Source organism: Leeuwenhoekiella aequorea, from assembly GCF_004104375.1.
GTDB lineage: Bacteria > Bacteroidota > Bacteroidia > Flavobacteriales > Flavobacteriaceae > Leeuwenhoekiella > Leeuwenhoekiella aequorea.
This window is the reverse complement of sequence record NZ_QOVM01000004.1, coordinates 205,975-227,844: the sequence shown is the minus strand read 5'-3', so window position 1 is coordinate 227,844 and position 21,870 is coordinate 205,975. Positions and strand designations below refer to the sequence as shown.

Here is a 21,870-nt window from a genome sequence, read left to right as displayed (position 1 = left end):
AAAATACTATGTGCGGAATTGTGGGTTATATTGGTCACCGTCAGGCATATCCTATCGTGATGAAAGGATTACAGCGATTAGAATATCGTGGTTATGATAGTGCCGGTGTTGCGATATACGATGGAGAGTCTATACAACTTTGCAAAACAAAAGGTAAGGTTGAAGATTTAAAAAATAAGGTTGAAAGTTCTATAAATACAGCAGGTAATCTGGGAATAGGACATACACGCTGGGCAACTCACGGTGTGCCCAATGATGTAAATTCTCATCCTCATTATTCAAACTCTGGTGATCTTGTAATTATTCATAATGGAATCATTGAAAACTATGATGCTATTAAAAAAGAACTTACAAATCGCGGATTTACATTTGAGTCTGATACAGACACAGAAGTTTTAGTAAATCTTATAGAAGATGTTCAAATAAATCAAGGATTAAAATTAGGTAAAGCAGTGCAAGTTGCACTCAATCAAACAGTGGGTGCCTATGCTATTGCTGTATTTGACAAGAAAAAACCTAATGAGATTGTAGTTGCAAGATTAGGCAGCCCATTAGCCATAGGTATTGGCGAGGGAGAGTTTTTTATTGCATCAGACGCATCTCCTTTTATAGAATATACCACAAACGCGCTATACCTGGAAGATGGTGAGATGGCGATTGTGCGTTTAGATAAAAAAATAAAGGTTTTCAGTATTAAAGATGATGCCTTAATTACCGCTCCTTACATTCAGGAATTAAAATTGAATCTTGAGCAAATTGAAAAGGGCGGGTATGAGCATTTTATGCTTAAGGAAATTTATGAACAACCTCAAGCCATACGTGATACATTTAGAGGGCGTATGCGTGTTAAAGAGGGTATTATAAAAATGGCCGGCGTAGATGATCATATTGATAAATTTATCAATGCCAAAAGGCTGGTAATTTTAGCTTGCGGAACCTCTTGGCACGCAGGATTAGTTGCAGAATATATCATTGAAGAATTAGTGCGTATTCCTGTAGAAGTAGAATATGCTTCAGAATTTAGATACCGTAACCCTGTAATAGAAAAAGGAGACATCGTTATTGCAATTTCTCAAAGTGGAGAAACCGCAGACACGATGGCTGCAATGAAACTTGCAAAAGAGCAGGGGGCATTTGTTTTTGGTGTTTGTAATGTCGTTGGCTCGTCAATATCCAGAGAAGCTCACGCAGGTGCCTATACGCACGCAGGTCCCGAAATAGGAGTTGCATCAACAAAAGCATTTACTACGCAAATTACAGTTCTTACGTTGCTAGGTTTAAAAATAGCAAAGGCTAAAGGCAAAATTTCAACGTCAGACTTTCATATGCATCTTGAAGAACTCAATCTTGTTCCTCAAAAAGTTGAAGAAGCATTACAAAGCAATGAGCAGGCAAAGAAAATCGCCGAAGTATATAAAGACGCTGCTAACTTTTTATATTTAGGTCGCGGGTTTAATTTCCCTGTAGCCTTAGAAGGTGCTTTAAAACTAAAAGAGATTTCCTATATTCATGCAGAAGGCTATCCAGCAGCAGAAATGAAGCATGGTCCTATTGCACTTATCGATGAGCAAATGCCGGTGGTTGTAATTGCAACCCGCCGAGGTCATTACGATAAAATCGTAAGTAATATTCAGGAAATAAAAAGCCGAAAAGGAAAGATTATAGGAATTGTTACAAAAGGAGATGTTACTGTACGTGATCTCGCAGATTATGTCATTGAGGTTCCTGAGATAATGGATTCTATGTCGCCGCTTTTAACTACAATACCATTACAATTATTATCCTATCACATTGCAGTGATGCTGGGTAAAAATGTTGATCAGCCTCGTAATTTAGCAAAATCAGTTACGGTTGAATAAACATTATATGTGCGTTATATGCGCATTAAATCTAAAAACAAAAACCTCCTCATTTAAGGAGGTTTTTGTTTTTTAGGAGGTAAATAAATGAAAAAAAAATCTACACAGTAATTTCAACTAAAGAGGGTTAGTTTTTTTAATATTAAAAACTATCTTTGCACGACGAAAAAAAACAGGTGATTTTAAGCGCTGAATTTTTTTTCAACTACATATTTTGCTAAACATTAAATAGTTAAGAATGTCAAACGTTACAGGTAAAGTTTCCCAAATTATCGGCCCTGTTGTAGATGTGGAATTTGCAAGCATTGCAGATCTTCCAAAAATTTATGATTCATTAGAAATCACTAGAGCAGACGGAAGTCTTCTGGTACTTGAAGTGCAATCACACGTAGGTGAGAACACAGTTAGAACTATCGCTATGGATTCTGCAGATGGTTTGAGCAGAGGTACAGATGTAGTCGCTACAGGTTCGCCTATACAAATGCCGATAGGTGATGATATCTACGGAAGATTATTTAATGTAATTGGTGATGCTATTGATGGTATAGGTAACCTTCCAAAATCTGGAAATGCAGGTCTTCCTATTCACCGTGAAGCACCAAAATTTGAAGATTTATCAACTTCTACAGAAGTTTTATTTACAGGTATTAAAGTAATTGACCTTATTGAGCCTTATGCAAAAGGTGGTAAGATTGGTCTTTTTGGTGGTGCTGGTGTAGGTAAAACTGTATTAATTCAGGAGTTGATTAACAATATTGCAAAAGGACATGGTGGTCTTTCTGTATTCGCCGGAGTAGGTGAGCGTACTCGTGAGGGTAACGATTTACTACGTGAGATGTTAGAGTCTGGTATTATAAAATACGGTGAAGACTTTATGCATTCTATGGAAGATGGTGGTTGGGATCTAACTAAAGTAGATAAAGAGGCGATGAAAGGCTCTAAAGCTACTTTTGTTTTCGGTCAGATGAATGAGCCTCCAGGGGCGCGTGCTCGTGTGGCACTTTCAGGATTAACAATTGCTGAATATTTCCGTGATGGAGCAGGAGAAGGCCAAGGTAAAGACGTTCTTTTCTTCGTAGATAACATTTTCCGATTTACACAAGCGGGATCTGAAGTATCTGCTCTTTTAGGTCGTATGCCATCTGCGGTAGGTTACCAGCCTACATTAGCAACAGAAATGGGTGCAATGCAAGAGCGTATTACTTCTACAAAAAGAGGTTCTATTACATCTGTACAGGCGGTTTATGTACCTGCAGATGACCTTACTGACCCGGCACCGGCTACAACCTTTGCTCACTTAGATGCTACGACTGTACTTTCTCGTAAAATTGCAGAATTAGGTATTTATCCTGCGGTTGATCCTCTAGATTCAACTTCACGTATTCTTTCTTCAGCTATTTTAGGTGATGAGCATTATAACTGTGCTCAAAATGTAAAGGAGTTATTACAGCGTTATAAAGAACTTCAAGATATTATTGCCATCTTAGGTATGGAAGAATTATCTGAAGAAGATAAATTAGCTGTTGGTCGTGCACGTCGCGTACAACGTTTCTTATCTCAGCCTTTCCACGTAGCAGAACAATTTACAGGTATACCAGGAGTTTTAGTAGATATTAAAGAGACTATAAAAGGATTTAATATGATTATGGATGGTGAGTTAGACCACCTTCCAGAAGCAGCTTTTAACCTTAAAGGTACTATCGAAGAAGCAATTGAAGCTGGTGAGAAAATGCTTTCTGAAGCTTAATAGGCTATTGATTTCTTTTCTGTGAAAGCAGATATCTAAGTATTGATTTGAATAGTTTTTCGCTTTGGCGGAAAAGATAAATGAACATATTATGCATTTAGAAATAGTAAGTCCTGAAGCTACTTTATATAGCGGTGAAGCAACATCAGTTACTCTTCCGGGAGTTGATGGAGGTTTTCAGATTTTAGATAATCATGCCCCTATTGTTGCTCTTCTAGAAAAAGGAGTAATCAAGGTAAAAGGAGCAACTCTTTCAGAGAAAGCTAAAAAACAATTTACAGCCGGAAAAGAAGCTGGCGAATTTGTTCTTGCTATTAGCTCAGGTACTGTAGAGATGAAAGATAACAGAGTAATTGTATTAGCAGACTAAATACTAGTTTGTCATACACATAAAAGAAAAACGCTTGATCATTAGATTAAGCGTTTTTTTTATTTTAGTACTTATGGAATCTTCCCAAAAACGAATTGTAAATCAAACAGATCGCTCCCTTATTATTAAATGTATAGCAGCATTTTTTTTTATAGCTTTTCTATTTTTAATCTTTCGTAGCTACCATATAACATTTGCGTCAGGTTATGATTTAAGTAATAAGAAGCAATTTGTGATGTGGGGAAAAGAGCTTAAAAACATACTACTAGCTGGAGTTTTCGTTTTTGCAATTGGATCTTATTTAGCTAAACGCAAGCGCATAATATTTGTAAATTCTTCCAAAAAATATAAAATTGAATATTTCATAGGACCTTTTCATTGGGGGAGCTGGACACATTATGAAGAGCTCAAAATGATAGGAATATTTAAGAATTCTAAAGAAATCTATGAAGTTAATATCTGGTTTTCAAATTCAAGACACGTCAAATTTGATAATTTTCAGTTGTATAACAAAGCGCTTGTAGAGGCTCAATACTTAGCTGAAACTTTAAAACTTCCAATCTGGGATGCATCAGATCCTAAAAATCCTGATTTCATTAAATAAGCAGTTATTTTTTAGATAACCAAGATTCTCTCGCTTTTAAAATCGTTTTCTTCGCATCCTTATCAATAGTAATATGATAAGTAGGATCTGCTAAAAGAATCGCGGTAGTGGTTTTTAATTTCCCGAAGCGCACGTATTCGATTGTTATTTTGTCTCCTATATTTTTAGAATCAATCAAATTGTTGAAAATTTCCTTATCGTTTACAGGGGTTCCATTAACTGATGTTATAATATCTCCATTATCTAACCCTGCTACATAAGCCGGGCTGCCTATCATAGTATTTCTTACGACTTCAACACCATTTTCAGTATTGCGTAAAGTGGCCCCTAAAAACGCCTTAGATGAGTCTCGTTCAATAGTAATACCTACTTGTTCAAAAAGCGTTTCATAATCTGGCATTTGACTAGCATAGATATAGTTGTTAAAAAAGTCTTTTGAAAATTCCTTACCCGCATAAGTAGATAATGTTTTTTCAATATCACTCACTTCGTAGCCTACTTCATTCTTTCCGTAGGTAGACCACATCAATTTCATAAAATCATCAAGATTCAAGTTTTTTTCGCGTAAACTAAGATCTAGAGCAAGGCCCAAAACACTTCCGTAGGAATAATACGAAATAAACATATTCTCGCGATTTACAGGGTCTACCGATGTTGCAGCATCTACAAATGGCGCCTGATTACTCATTTCAATTGGGTTAAAAAACTGTAGTGCAGGAGAATTCCAAACGTAATTAAAAGTGCCATTGAGACTTTTAACATACTCTTCTACAGTAATAATTCCTGCACGTTCTAGAATAAGATTGGTGTAATAACTTGTAAAGCCTTCTGCAAACCACAGCGAATTACTCATATTGGCACGATCAAATTTAAATGGTTCAAGATCTGCGGGGCGTATACGCTCTACATTCCAGCTGTGAAAATACTCGTGAGAAACCGTGCCTATATTGCTTTTCATTCCGCCATTCGCAAGTGTCTCTGTGTCTGTAAGAATGGTGCTGTTGCGATGCTCCATTCCATCCCCTGAGACATTGGGCATATAGCAGGCTAAAAAGGTATACTCACCAAAATCATAGATAGGCAACGCTCCAAAAACGGCTTTCTCTTGCAACACAATTTTTTGAACTTTCTCCCAGTATTCATCAAATTCGGCTTCAGTTCCCGGATCGTGTAAAACAAATCGTATATTCTGGCCGTCAACTTTAAATTCACGTAGTTTGTAGTCGCTTATTTCGGTGGGACTATCTAAAAAATAATAGAGATTAGGCGATGTGTACGTTGTGCCTTGTGTATGTTTTAGCTGTGTGGCAACTTTCCAATTTAGATCTTTGCGTGTATTAAATGTGATTTCTATGGGGCGTTCTTGTAAACTTTCAGCATAGATAAATGTTGCTGGCATATTCAAATGTGCATGCGTTTCGTCAATTTGAGAATAAGTTCCGTCAGCACGATTTGCAAAAAGTATGTATTCTATATTTATAGTTCCGTCTGTGTTTGTGATCTCCCACGAGTAAGGATCTTCCCGCTTCATTTCAAGTGTTTCGCCTGCTTCATTTGTAGCTTTAAAACCATATACATTTTTAGCGAACTCGTGAATGGCATAACGCCCCGGTGAAGAGCGGCTCATCTGAACGCGCAATGTTTTAGACTTTATCTCTGGAAAACTTACATTAACCACAGCCTCGTGGTGAACCGCATTGTCAAAAGAAATAGTGTAGGTGTTTGTCTGAGCCTGAAGTGATAAGCTAACAAGAAGGAAAGTAATCCAAAGTTTCATTTAAAGCTATTTAAGAATGAACTTTAAAAGTACTTAAACAGATCTAAAAATTAATCTTCTGAATAAGCTAAAATATCCCCGGGCTGACAATCTAATGCTTTACAAATCGCTTCTAAAGTTGAAAACCGCACCGCCTTTGCTTTGCCCGACTTGAGAATTGAAAGATTGGCTTCGGTTATACCTACGATTTCCGCTAGTTCTTTGCTCTTCATATTGCGCTCTGCTAAAACTTGATCTAAGTTGATGATTATGGGCATAGCTAGACGGTTAAATCGTTTTCCTCTTTAAGCTTTAAGGCCCTTGCAAAAGCATCACTAAGTAGTAAAAACAGTACTCCTATGATCAAAAGAAATAAAAGAAGGTTGAAGTTTGAAGTGCCAAAGGTGATGCTAAATTCACTCTTAATCGTAAGTAAGGAATTTATTCCTATAAAAACCAACGAGCCTAATGCGCAAGCTGTAAAAAACTGTCCGGTTTTTTTAGTGCTTACAATAACTTCTTTAGAAAAGAGCTTGTTTTTGAACAGCAGGGCAGCAAACTTCCTCAAATGGTAAAAACCTGCAAAAAATAGCAGGAAAAGTGCAAAAAATAGAATTATAAATAAGAGTGCTTTACCTCCAAAACCATCTTCAGTAAACGGAATATTTACATTAATAATGCTTTGTTCAGGAAAAATTAGGATGTACAAAATAGTTCCAGGAAAAAATACCACTATGGGAATCATCAAATAAAAAGCCAGATCAATAAGGAGCTTAAATAACTTGTTTAGTTTCATTTTTAATAATGTGTTATACAAATACTTATTCTATCAGCAAAAAAGCCATTCAAAAGAAAATTAATACCATCGAAGCGGCTATAATAAAAAGTACTTTTTCAGTTTTATAATAGTATTATTATCGTTATACGATAACAAATATAGTTTAATTATTGAAAAACAATAATTTTTTCAGTTTTTTGTAAATTAAAATATCCTTCTACCCTTCTTTGGAGGGTTTGGATGAGGATGTATCTTTACGTGATGCTACCTAAAAAATTACAGGCAAAACTTGATCTGCGGAGTGCAGCCAATGCGTTACGTAAATTAGGCTCTTCTCATCATTTAGAGGAATCTGGAGAGAATGTTGATTTTTCTTCAAATGATTATCTGGGATATTCTAAAAATCAGACAATATTTTTTCGAGCAAGCGAAATTTTAGAAGAACAAAACCTGCAAGAAAACGGTGCGACCGGTTCGCGGTTACTTTCTGGTAATCACAAGCTATACCGACAAGCAGAAGATTTTATAGCACAAATACATCAAGTTGAAGCTTCGTTGATTTTCAATTCCGGTTATGATGCTAATGTGGGTTTTTTCAGTAGTGTGCCACAGCGTGGTGATGTAATTTTATATGATGAATTTATTCACGCCAGCATTCGTGATGGTATACAAATGAGCAATGCAAAAGCCTACAAGTTTAAGCATAATGATTTGGAAGATCTAGAATCAAAACTATCACTTAGAGCGCAGTCGAGAAGTGCAGGAGAGTCAGCTGAGTTTGAAATTTATATGGTCACTGAATCGGTATTTTCTATGGACGGCGATAGTCCAAACCTACAAGCTATGGCAGATTTAAGCAAAAAGCATGGAACCAATTTTATTGTTGATGAAGCACACGCACTTGGTGTTTTTAATTATGGATTAGTTCATCAGCTAGGATTGCAAGACCGCGTATTTGCTATTCTTGTAACATTTGGTAAGGCATTGGGATGTCACGGCGCAGCAATTTTAGGGTCTAATCAAATAAAAAGTTATCTCGTTAATTTTGCCAGAAGTTTAATTTATACCACAGGATTACCGCCGCATTCTGTAGCGACTATTTTAGCTTCTTATGAACATATGGAGCATGAGGCAAAAATGCCTCAATCCGATATAATTAGGCTCGACGCAACCATTCAGTTCTTCAGGGAAGTAGTCAAAAATAAAAACCTTCAAGCGTATTTTATCTCGAGCGACTCTGCAATACAATGCGCGATCATTCCGGGAAACGATACCGTTAAAAGAATTTCACTTCAGCTTAAAAAAGCCGGGTTTGATGTTAAAGCAATTCTTTCTCCTACAATTTCAGCCGGTCAAGAGCGCTTGCGTTTTTGTTTACACAGCTATAATTCTCAAAATGAAATTCTAAACGTACTCGAGCTCTTGTCAAAATCTTTAAAGGGATTCTCTGCCGATTAATCTTCCCGTAGTACCTTTGCAGTACTATGGCAAAAAACACCTTTTTTATAACCGGGATTTCAACCGAAGTAGGAAAAACAGTAGCTTCGGCAATTGTAACTGAGGCTTTAGAAGCAGATTACTGGAAGCCTATTCAGGCGGGAGATTTAGAGTATTCAGATACACATAAGGTTAAAGAATTTATCTCAAACGCTAAGACAGTTTTTCATGAGAACGCCTTTAGCTTAAAGACGCCTATGAGTCCGCACGCTGCGGCTGCAATCGATGGGGTTCATATCACTTCCTCGGAAATTAGACGACCAGAAACTATCAATAATTTAGTGATAGAAGGAGCTGGTGGTTTGTTAGTTCCTATAAGTGAAACTGAGACCATTCTTGATCTAATTGAACCAGATGATAAGGTGATTGTAGTTTCTAGACATTATTTAGGAAGTATTAATCACACTTTGCTTACAATCGATAAATTGAAACAAGCCGGGAAAACCATTTTCGGAATTCTTTTCAGTGGAGCTGAACATCCCACCACTGAGGCTGTAATTGAAAAAATGAGTGGCGTTAAGATTATTGGCCGTATTGATGAAGAGCCTTATTTTGATAAAATGGTGGTTAATGAATATGCAGAACTTTTAAAGGAAAGTTTACATCAGGAATAAACTGTGAGCAGGCTTGTACGAATTTTAAACTTTGAATTTTGAATCTAATCGAACGCGATAAAAAACACATTTGGCACCCGTTAACGCAACATAAACTGCATCCGGAGTCAAAACCTATTATTAAAGCAAAAGGAGCCTTGTTGTATGATGAAGATGGTAATGCATATATTGATGCTATTTCTTCTTGGTACACGGCAATGTATGGGCATTGTAATGATTTTATAATCGATCGTGTTTATAAACAAATGCAGCAGCTTGATCAGATTATTTTTAGTGGTTTTACTCATAAACCGGCTATAGAACTTTCAGAAAAGTTGATGGCTATATTGCCTAACAATCAGGCGAAATTGATGTTTAATGACAATGGATCGACTTCAACAGAGATTGGTATTAAAATGGCTTTGCAGTACCACCACAATACGGGTAACGACCGAAAAACACTATTGGCTTTTGAAGAAGGTTTCCATGGTGATACGCTAGGTGCAATGTCTGTAAGTGGACTTTCAGTATACAACGGTCCGTTTGAAGCATTTTTTATTGACGTAAAGCGTGTTCCATTACCTAACGGCGAAAACAGTAGTGACATTCTTGAGCTGATAGAAAAATATCATCAGGAAACTCCATTAGCCGGTTTTATTTACGAACCCTTAGTGCAAGGCGCTGCAGGGATGAAAATGTATAAAGCCGAATATTTGAATCCTATTTTAGAAAAATGTAAAAGACTAGGGATAATCACAATTGCTGATGAGGTAATGACGGGTTTTGGAAAAACCGGAAGCTTCTTCGCTTCAGATTATGTAGATATTAAACCCGATGTAATGTGCCTTTCTAAAGCATTAACAGCAGGCTTAGTTCCTATGGGAATCACAACTTGTACTCAGGAAATATATGATGCATTTTATGATGACGATATAAGCAAAGGTTTGTTTCATGCGCATACGTACTCTGCAAATCCTATTGCGTGTGCAACTGCAATTGCAGGAATAGATTTGCTTACTTCAGAAGAGATTCAATCTAATATAAAAGAAATTGAGAGTTGGCATGCCGCATTTTCTGATGCAATTAAAGATCACCCTAAAGTACGTGTTACCCGTCAACAAGGTGTGATTTTTGCCCTTGAATTGGACGTAGAAATGGAACGTTACGGGAATTTACGTTATCGCATTTATGAGGCGTGTATGGCAGAAGGCGTTTATTTACGCCCTTTAGGAGCAACTATTTATATTTTAGCTCCTTATGTGACAACGCAAGATCAAATGAATCAAGTGTATGCGGCTATTAAAAAAATATTAGACACATTTTAATAATCTGCTTTTTCAAGTGGGTTTTCTCTCAAGTCTATAATTTGAGAAGTATGCTCAATAGTCACTTGAAATAGCTCATAAGTTACAGTCTCTCCATCGCCATAGGAATTTATTTCAACATCAGCAGATCCCTTAGGGCCTTTAATTGGAAAACTAGCTTCTGCAGTTTTAGCACCATTCTCGTAATTCACGTGGAAGCTCCCAAATCCGGCCTTTTCAATGGGTTCTCCAAGTGCTTCAATTATAGCGGGGTTGTTTTTAACAATTTCAAATGCAGCATCTCCACCGCTACTACTTTGCACTTTATTTACAAATCCAAAAATGGCACTTCCCAAGAGAATTACACCTAAAATTATTAGCGTTAAACACCCGCCGGTAGGCACCACCCATTTCCAGTTGCGTGACCACCAGCTGCGCTCTTCCTTTTTGAGTTCGTTCATAAAATCTGTGTTAATGATGCTACGAATCTAAGTAAATCTTTTAAAACTTGATTTTTTGCTATTCTGATTAAGTGATATGGTAATTTTGCGACTATTAGAAATATAGTTGAAAAACTAATTTTCATCAAAATTTATAAAATTGAAACAAGTAATTGCCATTACGGGGATCTCTGCGATATCTGCAACAGGTGCAGACACATCACTGTTAGGAAATAAGGGAGATCATAACTTATCGTTTGATAGCAGTTTACACGCATGGGTGGGTAAATTGCCGGCAGATGTTCTACAGCTTATAGAAGAGATACGTGAAGAAAACCGCAATTATCTAGCCTTAGATGCATCTGTATTATATGCGATTTATGTATCAAGAAAAGCAATTGCATCTGCAGGATGGGATTTTAGTAATGATTTTGGAATAAATATTGGGTCTTCAAGAGGAGCCACACAGCTTTTTGAAAAATACTATAGTGCTTTCTTAGAAAATGGAAAGAGTGAAACACTAGCTTCGCCTACAACTACTTTAGGTAATATTTCCTCTTGGGTTGCTCAGGATTTACAAAATGAGGGTCCAGATATTTCACATTCTATAACCTGTTCTACTGCATTGCATTCTTTGCTTAACGGGGTTGCCTGGTTACAGTCGGGTATGTGTGATAAGTTTATGGTAGGAGGTAGTGAAGCCGCATTAACTCCATTTACAATTGCACAAATGCGGGCGATGAAAACCTATAGTCGAGCAGAAAATGATTCCCTTTATCCATGTCTTGCATTAGATCTGGATAAGGCTGAAAATACGATGGTTCTAGGAGAAGGAGCAGCTTCAGTATGTTTAGAAATTGGAATTAAACCAACAGCTTTAGCTTACGTAGTAGGAGTAGGTTATGCAACCGAAAAATTAAAACACGCGGTATCTATTTCTGCTGAGGCTACCTGCTTTCAAAAGTCTATGAAAATGGCTATTGAGGATGCTAAAACCAGTTTTCAGGGAAGCGATTTTGAAAAAAGGCTTAATGAGATAGATGCAGTTGTAATGCATGCACCTGGCACACAGCTGGGAGACACTTCAGAATACATGGCGATTCAGAAAATATTTAAAGATAAGCTTCCGTTATTAACAACAAATAAATGGAAGATAGGACACACCTTTGGTGCTAGTGGTCTTTTAAGTCTCGATCTGGCTATAAAGATGCTGCAATCACAAGAATATGAGGAAGTGCCTTTCATATCACCACAGGTTAAACCTAAGCGAATAAATAATATATTAGTAAATGCTGTAGGTTTTGGGGGCAATGCTGTTAGTATTTTGTTACGCAAAGCCTAGCTTTTTCACATTTATAAACAACAGATTTAGTATTTTTGACACATCTCCAAGTGCTATAAAATGACTTTAGTAAAAAAGAAACTACTTTTTATACTAAAGACTTAAAATAAAACAGATGAAACATAACTGGACTCGCGAGGAAATTCTCGATATCTATAACAAACCTTTAATGGAATTACTTTATGAAGCAGCGACAACACACCGCTTGCATCATGATCCTAATACTGTGCAGGTTTCAACATTATTATCAATAAAAACTGGGGGTTGTCCAGAAGACTGTGGCTATTGTCCTCAGGCCGCAAGATATCATACAGATATCAAGGGAAATGATTTAATGGGTGTTCAGCAGGTAAAAGCACAAGCGTTACGCGCAAAAGCAGCAGGAAGTTCACGAGTGTGTATGGGTGCAGCTTGGCGTAATGTTAAGGATGGGGAAGAGTTTGATCAAGTTTTAGAAATGGTGCGTACTATTAATAAGCTTGATATGGAAGTATGTTGCACGCTAGGCATGATTACCGAAAACCAAGCACAGCGTCTGGCAGAAGCTGGTTTATATGCTTATAATCATAACTTAGATACTTCTGAAGATTATTATAAAGATGTAATCTCGACGCGTGCTTTTCAAGATCGATTAGACACTATAGGAAATGTACGTAAGACTAATGTTACTGTTTGTAGCGGTGGTATTATTGGGATGGGAGAAAAAGTTGAAGACAGAGCTGGTATGCTCGTTGCTCTTGCGACTTTAGATCCACAGCCAGAAAGTGTGCCTATTAATGCTTTAGTTGCAGTAGAGGGTACGCCTATGGAAGATATAGAGCCAATATCTATTTGGGAAATGGTGCGTATGGTAGCAACCACCCGCATTGTAATGCCACAAACGCAAGTACGACTAAGTGCCGGGCGTACTCAGATGAGTAGAGAAGGGCAGGCAATGTGTTTCTTTGCAGGAGCAAATTCTATTTTTGCAGGAGATAAATTATTGACTACGCCTAATCCTGATGTAAATGAGGATATGAAGATGTTTGAATTACTAGGTTTAAATCCGCAGGCACCATTTGTTAAAAAGGCAAAGCCAGAAACAGTTGAGGCGCAAGATTCTAAACATATTCCTATGGGCGAAAAGCCTAAATGGTCTAGACCGGGTCATACAATACCCAGAAATGAAGAAGCTAAGGCAAAAGCCAAAGCTTAATTTTAACTTGTTATATACTTGAAGCTTACCAAAATACATAGGGTAAAAACGATTACCAGAGCAGATTTTATTAAAGACTACATAAAGCCTCAAAAACCAGTGGTTATTGAGAATTTAATTGAAGACTGGCCTGCTTATACAAAATGGCATCTTGACTACATTAAAGATGTGGCAGGAGATCGTACTGTACCATTGTACGATGATCGTCCTGTTACTCACGAAGATGGATTTAATCAAGCTCATGCAAAAATGAAAATGGCAGATTATATAGATCTGCTTAAGAAAGAGCCTACCACATATCGCATTTTCTTGTATAATATCATGAAAGACGTTCCTTTGTTAAAAAAGGACTTCAAATTTCCTAAAATAGGCCTGCGTTTAATTAAGCAGATTCCTATGGTGTTTTTTGGAGGTGAAAATTCGCGTGTGTTCATGCATTATGATATTGACTGGGCAAACATTTTGCATTTTCATTTTCACGGAAAAAAGCAAGTGGTTTTATTCCCTCCGGATCAAACCGAAAATTTATATAAAGTTCCGCACTCGTTGATCACCAGAGAAGATATTGATTTTGATAATCCGGATTATGATAAATTTCCGGTTTTAAAAAAAGCAGAAGGCTTTATCTGCGAACTCAACCACGGAGAAACTTTATATATGCCCGAAGGATACTGGCATTATATGAAGTATGTAACGCCTGGTTTTAGTATGAGTTTGCGTTCGCTACCTAGAAAGCCTAAACATCTGTTACGCGCCGTTTATAACGTCTTTATAATGCGTCATTTTGATGGCTTAATGCGACGTAGAAAAGGACAAGCATGGATTGATGAGAAAAATGAGCGTGCTATTTCAGAAACCCATAAGGCACACGGTATTTAAATGAGTTTCTGATTCTGAAGTTTCCCTTAAAGTTGGTGAATTTGGCTGCGATGGTTCTGTGCGTAAAAACACTAAAATTGTATTTTTTTTAGTCGCTAAGAAAATAAAACTAAGGAATTAACTCTTTTGACTTCTCATAAATCCAGTCTCCCGGCCAACCGCGGTAGATTAAGTAATCGGCTAGTTTTTTTCGTTTTTTGTATTTATCCTTTTCGTTTATAAGCTGGTCAAAACGTTTTTGAGCCAGTTCTTCAAAGGTTTCTATGTATTCTGAATCTGGGATTTCGGTAAAAGCTTTTTTGATGAGGTAATCTCCAATATCACGCTGTTTTAATTCTTGTTTAATGCGGTTTTTACCCCATTGCTTATGACGAAATTTTCCGCGGGCAAAACTGCGTGCAAAACGTTCTTCATCTAAAAATTTGTGTTGAAGCAGATGGTATATAATTTCATCAATAGCTCCAGGAATCATACGCATTTGATGCAGTTTCTCACGTACTTCTTTATGGCAACGATCTTGGTAAGCACAATAGGCTTCGAGCTTTCGCTTGGCTTGCTCTACAGTGTATGTTTTTACAGGTTGCTGCATTTAATATTAAAATAAGTCAAAGATATAAAACAAAAAACCCCCACCGTTTGCACGATGAGGGTTATTTCAGTTATCTAATTTCTTTCCCGTCTTTATCTGTAAAACGGTACTCAAGATACGTGTAAGCATCTCTTGGCATTATTTTTACCCATTTTTTATGTTCTATAAACCATTTAGAACGTACTGATGGGAAGCCTTTTGTCAAGAAGGCTTCTATAAAAGGATGCGTATGTAACGTAATCTTTTTATAGTCTTTTTTGAATAATTTTATTAAGTCTGCTTGTATGCGACTTACAACACTAATAGGTGCTTCGATTTCACCATCACCGTTAGGATCTTTTTCCCGGGTTTTTATGTTCATTTCAGGTCGTACACGTTGACGTGTGATCTGTATGAGTCCAAATTTACTAGGAGGTAAAATTTTATGCTTTGCACGGTCATCGCTCATTTCATCACGTAAATGATTAAAAAGGGTTTTACGATTTTCGGCTTTACCCATATCTATAAAATCTACAACAATGATACCGCCCATATCACGAAGGCGTAATTGGCGAGCTACTTCTGTAGCGGCGATCATATTAACTTCCAGAGCTGTTTCTTCTTGGCTTTTAGCTTTATTAGAACGGTTACCACTATTTACATCAATAACATGCAAAGCTTCGGTATGCTCGATAACTAAATAAGCCCCACGACTCATAGATACCGTCTTCCCAAAAGAAGTTTTTATTTGTCGTTCAATGCCATGTTTTTCAAAAACAGGTACATTACTCTGGTGTAGTTTTACGATATTTTCTTTATTAGGCGCAATCTCTTGCAGATATTCTTTAATTTGATAATACAATGTCTCATCATCTACGCAAATTGCAGTAAAGGTGTCATTAAATAGATCTCTTAACATAGAAGAGGCTCTATTCATCTCACCTAATACTTTACTGGGTAAATGAGCATTGTGTAATTTTTTAGACATGGCAGTCCAACGGTCTACCAAGTTTTGTAGATCTTTATCTAACTCTGCAACCATTTTTCCTTCAGCGACAGTACGCACAATCACACCAAATCCTTTTGGGCGTATGCTTTGCATAAGGCGTTTAAGACGTGCCTTTTCTTCTTTAGATTCTATTTTTTGTGAAATAGAAATACGGTCTGAAAAAGGGACTAATACCACATATCTTCCGGCTATTGAAAGCTCACTGCTAATTCTGGGCCCTTTGGTTGATATAGGTTCTTTAACTACTTGTACTAAAATTGATTGATTTGATTTTATAGCATCTGCTATTTTACCATTTTTATCAATGTCTTTTTCTGTAGGAAAGTTTTTTAAGGAGTAATCCTTGAGTTTACCTGTGCTTACACGTTTTACAAATTTCAAAAGAGTGGGAAGCTGTGGTCCTAAATCGTGATAGTGCAAAAATGCATCTTTCTCGTAGCCAACATTGACAAATGCGGCGTTAAGACCAGAAACCGTTTTGCGTATTTTAGAAATAAAAATATCTCCTACTGCAAACTGGTTATCTTCCTCATCCTTATGTAATTCTATTAGTTTACCATCTTTTAAAAGGGCAAAATCAACTGAAGTGGAACTGGATCTAATGATTAATTCATTATTCACGCTTCATTAAATTATATCCACAGCATATTACTGACGAGCAGTTTTTCTGCTGCAAAAGATTAAACATTAATTTTCACAGGATTTTGTAATCGGTTGAAGCAATGCATATTTAGATGTATTTGCTTCAGATGTCAATGAACTTGGGTTATTATAACAAATGCTATAATAACAGAAAAAGTAGTACTAGACTACTTTTTCTTTTTGTGACGGTTAGCGCGACGACGTTTTTTACGTTTGTGTGTTGCTACCTTGTGTCTTTTTCTTTTTTTACCACTTGGCATAAGAGCTCGGTTTAATAATTAATAGTTTAGTTTTCGTCTACTGATACATTTGACTTAACTCCTTCTACAAAAACCTTAGCAGGTTTAAATGCCGGGATGTTATGTGCTGGTATCTTAATAGTAGTATTCTTAGAAATGTTACGGCCGGTTTTCTCAGCACGTGTTTTGATAATAAAACTTCCAAAACCTCTCAAGTAAACATTGTCTCCACTTTCCAGAGAATTCTTCACTTCGGTCATAAATGTTTCAACAGTTGCCTGAACATCATTTTTCTCAATTCCTAATTTCTCGGAAATCTTAGCAACAATATCTGCTTTTGTCATTATTTATTGTTTTAGGGGGTTAAAAATTTTCAAGGGTGCAAATATACACATTAATAAATCAATATTTCAAGCGTAAAAGATTAAAATATAACTACATAAACGGCTAAATTGAACAAAAGGTATTTTTTGTGTTAAATTTCTCTAAAAAACTAATTGACTGGTATTTACAAAATAAAAGAGCGCTCCCGTGGAGGACAACTCGTGACCCATATTACATTTGGTTGTCAGAAATCATACTGCAACAGACGCGTGTAGAGCAAGGAACTCCCTACTATTTTAGATTTACAAGTACATTTCCTACTATTAAAGCGCTCGCAGATGCAGATGAGGATACTGTACTAAAATTGTGGCAAGGTCTGGGTTACTATTCCAGAGCCCGCAATCTTCACAGCACTGCTAAAAAAATAGCATATGAGTATGATAGCATTTTTCCTGATACTTATAAGGAGATTGTAAAACTTAAAGGTGTAGGTGATTATACAGCTAGTGCGATTGCCTCAATATGTTTTGACGAGCCTACTGCAGTTGTTGATGGGAATGTTTATCGCGTGCTGTCAAGAATATTTGGTATAGATACGCCTATAGATTCAACACTGGGTAAAAAAGAATTTAAGGCACTTGCTCAAAAATTAATAGATGTTCGGGATCCGGCGACTTTTAACCAGGCTATAATGGAGTTTGGTGCTACGCAATGCAAACCCAAAAATCCATACTGTTTACATTGTCCTTTTAATACAGATTGCATTGCTTTTCAGCAAGGAAAAATAGAAAGCCTTCCTTATAAAGCAGGGAAAACAAAAGTACGTGATCGATTTTTTAATTACCTAATCTTAAAAACCCCAAGTGCACACACTCTTCTGCAAAAACGAGAAGAAAAAGGGATATGGCAAGGTTTGTTTGATTTTCCGTTATTAGAGTCTGATGTAGATTTAGAAAAGACCGAGCTAATCGCGCAATTAGATCTTTTTTCTTTAAAAGGTGTTTCCGGTTCTGTAGCTTTTAAAAGTTTGAAAATAAAATCTATTGTTCTGGAATCTAATGAGCCTATAATTCACAAATTATCGCACCAGAAATTAAATGTAAAGTTTTGGGTGGTGCGAATCGCAGATACTAGTGAGCTTCAAACAATACCCATAGCAGATTTTAAGAAGTATGCCGTACCACGAGTAATTGATCGCTTTATGGAAAGTTTTGATTTTGAGAACTATTAATTGCAAATATCTATTTTTTACTATCTATTTATGGCAAAGCCTTAACGCCTTTTTAGTTGAGCAACTACTTAATTTTAATTACTTTTGAGCTTTAAAAATAAAGATTATGTCAGGCACGCTCAATAAAGTAATGTTAATAGGTCACACAGGTGATGATGTGAAGATGCACTATTTTGAAGGTGGTGGTAGTATAGGTCGATTTCCGCTTGCGACAAATGAAACGTATACTAATAAAACTTCGGGAGAACGAGTAAGTTCTACCGAGTGGCATAATATCGTGGTGCGTAATAAAGGAGCAGAGATTTGTGAGAAGTACCTTAAGAAAGGAGATAAGGTTTACATCGAAGGGCGCATTAAAACCCGCAAATGGACTGATGAAGCTGGTACAGAACGGTACAGTACAGAAATTCAATGTACAGACTTTACTTTTCTTACTCCTAAAGATAGCGGTGGGATGGATGCAGCAAATTCACAACCTGCGCAAAACAGACCTGCAGCTGCAACAAGTTCTAAAGCAGCTCCTTCTCCGGTAACACCGTCTATAGATGAGGAAGAAGATGACCTTCCTTTTTAAGTATTAAAAAACTAAATACCATAATTTAATTGGATCCCGACCCCCCAAGCTTGCTGTTTATACAACAAAACTTTTCTTTAACTACAGTTATTGAAATTGTAGCAGTGCTCATTTTGCTTATTTGTTCTGCATTGATTAGCGGAACCGAAGTAGCATTTTTTTCTCTTACTCCGGCAGATCTTGAGTTAGATCCAGATAAACAATCCAGAAAGCAAAGTCTTGTAATTAGACTTCTGGAGAAGCCAAAGAAGCTTCTTGCCACCATTCTGGTTGCAAACAATTTTATAAATATTGCGATTGTGCTAATTTTCACGGGTCTTGGAGAGACGCTATTCTCTGGACTATCGGGTATAAAAGTATGGGTACTTGACTTGAGGTTTCTAGTTGAGGTTTTAGGTATTACATTTCTAATATTAATGTTTGGAGAGATATTGCCTAAAGTTTATGCCAGCCGTAATAAGGTTAAATTTTCTAACCAGATGGCGTATCCTATGATGGTTTTAGATTTTATCATCTCGCCACTAAGTACACCAATGCGATCAATAACCTTATTGTTGCAAGATCGTTTAGGAAAACAAAAAGCCAATATAAGTATTGACCAACTAGGGCAGGCTTTAGAGCTTACCAGTGAGGAAGATACTTCACTAGAAGAGCAAAAGATACTTAAGGGTATTGTGAGTTTTGGAAACACAGACACAAAGCAGGTTATGAAACCCAGAATGGATGTGTTTGCATTAAATGGAGAGTTGTCTTATGCGACAATCATTCCGTTAATCATTGAGAATGGATATTCTAGAATTCCGGTTTATTCTGAAAACGTAGATAATATATCAGGAATATTATATGTAAAAGATTTGCTTCCGCATATTGATAAGGAGGACTTTGATTGGAAAACACTCTTGAGAGACCCTTATTTTGTCCCTGAAAATAAAAAGCTGGATGATCTTTTAAATGAATTCAAAGAAAAACGAATTCACTTAGCTATTGTTGTAGATGAATATGGCGGTACCAGTGGCTTGATATCTTTAGAAGATATTATTGAAGAGATTGTAGGTGACATTAGTGACGAATTTGATGATGAAGACATCATTTTTTCTAAGTTAGACGATAACAATTATATTTTTGAAGGTAAAACATCGCTCAAAGATTTTTATAAAGTTTTGAGAATGGACGATCCTTCGTCATTTGAAGAAAATAAAGGAGAAGCTGAAACATTAGCAGGTTTTCTTCTTGAAATTTCTAAAGGCTTTCCGCGGAAAAATGAAATACTAAATTTTGAACATTATGCGTTTACAATTGAAGTCATAGATCAAAAGCGAATCAAACAAATAAAACTTACCATTAGAGATACTGAGTAAGTTTATAAGCTAATAATTATCTTTTTTGAATTTTAAAGCCCTATCTTTTTTAATTTTATGTACTCTTCTTTTATCCTGCAAAGAAGATGTTTTGCCAAAGCCAAATGCTTTTTTGGCACTTACCTATGAGCATCCAGAATACCAACCTTATAGTTCAGACTCATGTGCGTATGTATTTATGAAAAATGCTAACGCAGTAGTAAGGTACAAAAGTGATTGCTCTGCAGTTTTGGAGTACCCTGACCTAGATGCAGCTTTATATCTTACCTATAGGCCTGTAAACAATAATATTAAACAATTGCTTACCGATGCTCAAAAGCTCACCTATGAGCACGTTATAAAAGCCGATAATATTTCTGAAGAGAAGTATTTAAATGATGAGTATAAGGTGTATGGTATGTTTTATGACGTTGCCGGTAATGCGGCTTCACAATCTCAGTTTTACGTTACAGATAGTCTTTCACATTTCATAACTGGATCTATTTATTTTAATGTTAAGCCTAACTACGATAGTATTTTGCCCGCTGCAGCATATATGAAGGATGATATTAAACATTTGATGGAGAGCTTACGCTGGAAGAAATAATTAGTCAAGTTTGAAGATTTAAAATTATTAATTCCATTTTTGCGGCCAGAAGCTACATTATGGAAAATGATAAGAAAAAGTGGATCTACCTTTTAATACTTTCACTGGTCTGGGGCAGTTCTTATATACTTATTAAAAAAGGATTATTGGGTCTTACACCGCTTCAGTTAGGAGCGCTGCGCATTACTTTTTCTACGATTTTTCTGTTTATTATAGGATTTAAATCTTTGTTTACAATCACAAAAGCACAGTGGCCGTGGATTGCTCTTAGTGCGCTATTGGGTACTTTTTTACCTGTATTTCTATTTGCATACGCAGAGACAGAAATTGATAGCAGTATAGCTTCTATTTTAAACTCACTAGTTCCTTTGTTTACTATGTTTCTGGGGTATGTGATCTTTAAAATACCGTTTACGGGAAATCAGGTATTGGGAGTTTTACTTGGTCTTGCCGGGGGAGCGATTTTAATTCTCAAAGGCGCAGCGGTTAATCCTACTCAAAATTATTTATTTGCTGGTTTTGTAGTTGTTGCTGCCTTTTGCTATGCGGGAAATGCAAACATTATAAAATCAAAATTGCAAGAGGTGTCGTCAAAGGCTATTGCAGTAGGTAATTTTAGTATAATGATAATCCCAGCATTATTTGTGCTCTTATATTCAGGTGTTGGAGAATTAGATTATACAGATACAGTTGTTGTAGAGTCGCTTATTTATATAGGTGTATTAGCAGTTGTAGGTACGGGTATCGCAAAAATTTTATTCAACAAACTTGTTCAAATCTCTAATCCAGTATTTTCTACTTCGGTGACGTACTTAATTCCCGTTGTAGGGATATTTTGGGGTTTGCTTGATGGAGAATTATTTACCTACATTCATTTTATGGGAGCTATGATTATACTTCTTGGAGTTTATCTTGTTAACCGTAAACAAAAAAAAGACCAACGTTTAAGTCGGTCTTTTTAAGTAAGGTTTAAAT

At 36.4% G+C, this 21,870-nt stretch carries 22 protein-coding genes; 15 read left to right on the top strand and 7 right to left on the bottom strand.

The window, feature by feature from the left end:
• Positions 1-8 precede the first annotated feature (8 nt).
• The 4 genes from glmS (at position 9) to DSM00_RS10655 (ending at position 4,580) form a co-directional block, all read left to right on the top strand.
• The gene (gene glmS, locus DSM00_RS10670) at positions 9-1,859 is read left to right on the top strand and encodes a glutamine--fructose-6-phosphate transaminase (isomerizing) (protein ID WP_128757997.1); all 1,851 of its coding nucleotides are present in this window, start codon (positions 9-11) and stop codon (positions 1,857-1,859) included.
• A gap of 238 nt (positions 1,860-2,097) precedes the next feature.
• Positions 2,098-3,606 (top strand): F0F1 ATP synthase subunit beta, encoded by a 1,509-nt coding sequence (gene atpD / locus DSM00_RS10665; RefSeq protein ID WP_128757996.1) that lies wholly within the window; start codon positions 2,098-2,100, stop codon positions 3,604-3,606.
• Between the two features lie 91 nt (positions 3,607-3,697).
• Complete coding sequence (locus DSM00_RS10660) at positions 3,698-3,976, top strand: F0F1 ATP synthase subunit epsilon (protein WP_128757995.1); 279 nt, start codon at positions 3,698-3,700, stop codon at positions 3,974-3,976.
• Positions 3,977-4,049: 73 nt separating this feature from the next.
• Positions 4,050-4,580, top strand: a complete 531-nt coding sequence (locus DSM00_RS10655) for a hypothetical protein (RefSeq protein ID WP_128757994.1) — start codon at positions 4,050-4,052, stop codon at positions 4,578-4,580.
• Positions 4,581-4,584: 4 nt separating this feature from the next.
• On the opposite strand, the gene DSM00_RS10650 is transcribed toward DSM00_RS10655, so the two are convergent.
• The 3 genes from DSM00_RS10650 to DSM00_RS10640 are packed head-to-tail and all read right to left on the bottom strand — an operon-like array spanning position 4,585 to position 7,132.
• Positions 4,585-6,357, bottom strand: a complete 1,773-nt coding sequence (locus DSM00_RS10650; RefSeq protein ID WP_128757993.1) for a M61 family metallopeptidase — start codon at positions 6,355-6,357, stop codon at positions 4,585-4,587.
• A gap of 50 nt (positions 6,358-6,407) precedes the next feature.
• On the bottom strand, positions 6,408-6,614 hold the full coding sequence (locus DSM00_RS10645; RefSeq protein ID WP_128757992.1) for a helix-turn-helix domain-containing protein: 207 nt from the start codon (positions 6,612-6,614) through the stop codon (positions 6,408-6,410).
• A gap of 2 nt (positions 6,615-6,616) precedes the next feature.
• Positions 6,617-7,132 carry a DUF2975 domain-containing protein gene (locus DSM00_RS10640; protein ID WP_128757991.1) on the bottom strand — a complete coding sequence of 172 codons (516 nt, stop codon included), beginning with the start codon at positions 7,130-7,132 and terminating at the stop codon, positions 6,617-6,619.
• A 243-nt stretch (positions 7,133-7,375) separates the two neighbouring features.
• On the opposite strand from DSM00_RS10640, the gene DSM00_RS10635 reads away from it, so the two are divergent.
• From DSM00_RS10635 to bioA, 3 genes are read left to right on the top strand one after another with little or no spacing between them, the layout of a single operon-like run.
• Positions 7,376-8,572, top strand: coding sequence for an aminotransferase class I/II-fold pyridoxal phosphate-dependent enzyme (locus DSM00_RS10635; protein ID WP_128757990.1), 1,197 nt, complete (start codon positions 7,376-7,378; stop codon positions 8,570-8,572).
• A 26-nt stretch (positions 8,573-8,598) separates the two neighbouring features.
• A complete protein-coding gene (gene bioD, locus DSM00_RS10630) occupies positions 8,599-9,225 on the top strand; it encodes a dethiobiotin synthase (RefSeq protein ID WP_128757989.1) in 627 nt (208 codons plus the stop codon).
• A gap of 38 nt (positions 9,226-9,263) precedes the next feature.
• On the top strand, positions 9,264-10,529 hold the full coding sequence (bioA, locus tag DSM00_RS10625) for an adenosylmethionine--8-amino-7-oxononanoate transaminase (protein ID WP_128757988.1): 1,266 nt from the start codon (positions 9,264-9,266) through the stop codon (positions 10,527-10,529).
• On the opposite strand, the gene DSM00_RS10620 is transcribed toward bioA, so the two are convergent.
• Positions 10,526-10,969 (bottom strand): cytochrome c oxidase assembly factor Coa1 family protein, encoded by a 444-nt coding sequence (locus DSM00_RS10620; RefSeq protein ID WP_128757987.1) that lies wholly within the window; start codon positions 10,967-10,969, stop codon positions 10,526-10,528. The genes bioA and DSM00_RS10620 overlap by 4 nt on opposite strands.
• A gap of 139 nt (positions 10,970-11,108) precedes the next feature.
• Between DSM00_RS10620 and DSM00_RS10615 the strand changes: the two genes are divergently transcribed.
• The 3 genes from DSM00_RS10615 (at position 11,109) to DSM00_RS10605 (ending at position 14,364) form a co-directional block, all read left to right on the top strand.
• The gene (locus tag DSM00_RS10615) at positions 11,109-12,290 is read left to right on the top strand and encodes a beta-ketoacyl synthase N-terminal-like domain-containing protein (RefSeq protein ID WP_128757986.1); all 1,182 of its coding nucleotides are present in this window, start codon (positions 11,109-11,111) and stop codon (positions 12,288-12,290) included.
• Positions 12,291-12,405: 115 nt separating this feature from the next.
• Positions 12,406-13,485 carry a biotin synthase BioB gene (gene bioB / locus DSM00_RS10610; protein ID WP_394365800.1) on the top strand — a complete coding sequence of 360 codons (1,080 nt, stop codon included), beginning with the start codon at positions 12,406-12,408 and terminating at the stop codon, positions 13,483-13,485.
• A gap of 18 nt (positions 13,486-13,503) precedes the next feature.
• A complete protein-coding gene (locus DSM00_RS10605; RefSeq protein WP_128757984.1) occupies positions 13,504-14,364 on the top strand; it encodes a cupin-like domain-containing protein in 861 nt (286 codons plus the stop codon).
• 109 nt (positions 14,365-14,473) lie between these two features.
• Here DSM00_RS10605 and DSM00_RS10600 read toward each other — a convergent pair whose 3' ends face one another.
• The 3 genes from DSM00_RS10600 to DSM00_RS10590 all read right to left on the bottom strand — a co-directional run bounded on the left by DSM00_RS10600 (position 14,474) and on the right by DSM00_RS10590 (position 17,166).
• Positions 14,474-14,953: a regulatory protein RecX gene (locus DSM00_RS10600; RefSeq protein WP_128757983.1), complete on the bottom strand. Its 480-nt coding sequence runs from the start codon at positions 14,951-14,953 to the stop codon at positions 14,474-14,476.
• 70 nt (positions 14,954-15,023) lie between these two features.
• A complete protein-coding gene (locus DSM00_RS10595) occupies positions 15,024-16,562 on the bottom strand; it encodes an Rne/Rng family ribonuclease (protein WP_128757982.1) in 1,539 nt (512 codons plus the stop codon).
• Positions 16,563-16,869: 307 nt separating this feature from the next.
• Positions 16,870-17,166 (bottom strand): HU family DNA-binding protein, encoded by a 297-nt coding sequence (locus DSM00_RS10590; RefSeq protein ID WP_028376886.1) that lies wholly within the window; start codon positions 17,164-17,166, stop codon positions 16,870-16,872.
• Between the two features lie 128 nt (positions 17,167-17,294).
• On the opposite strand from DSM00_RS10590, the gene mutY reads away from it, so the two are divergent.
• The 5 genes from mutY to DSM00_RS10565 all read left to right on the top strand — a co-directional run bounded on the left by mutY (position 17,295) and on the right by DSM00_RS10565 (position 21,857).
• Positions 17,295-18,377, top strand: coding sequence for an A/G-specific adenine glycosylase (gene mutY, locus DSM00_RS10585; protein WP_128757981.1), 1,083 nt, complete (start codon positions 17,295-17,297; stop codon positions 18,375-18,377).
• A 106-nt stretch (positions 18,378-18,483) separates the two neighbouring features.
• Positions 18,484-18,951 carry a single-stranded DNA-binding protein gene (locus DSM00_RS10580; protein WP_128757980.1) on the top strand — a complete coding sequence of 156 codons (468 nt, stop codon included), beginning with the start codon at positions 18,484-18,486 and terminating at the stop codon, positions 18,949-18,951.
• A gap of 29 nt (positions 18,952-18,980) precedes the next feature.
• Positions 18,981-20,309, top strand: coding sequence for a gliding motility-associated protein GldE (locus DSM00_RS10575; RefSeq protein ID WP_128757979.1), 1,329 nt, complete (start codon positions 18,981-18,983; stop codon positions 20,307-20,309).
• A 25-nt stretch (positions 20,310-20,334) separates the two neighbouring features.
• Positions 20,335-20,895 (top strand): gliding motility lipoprotein GldD, encoded by a 561-nt coding sequence (gldD, locus tag DSM00_RS10570; RefSeq protein ID WP_128757978.1) that lies wholly within the window; start codon positions 20,335-20,337, stop codon positions 20,893-20,895.
• A 59-nt stretch (positions 20,896-20,954) separates the two neighbouring features.
• A complete protein-coding gene (locus DSM00_RS10565; protein WP_128757977.1) occupies positions 20,955-21,857 on the top strand; it encodes a DMT family transporter in 903 nt (300 codons plus the stop codon).
• Positions 21,858-21,870 lie beyond the last annotated feature (13 nt).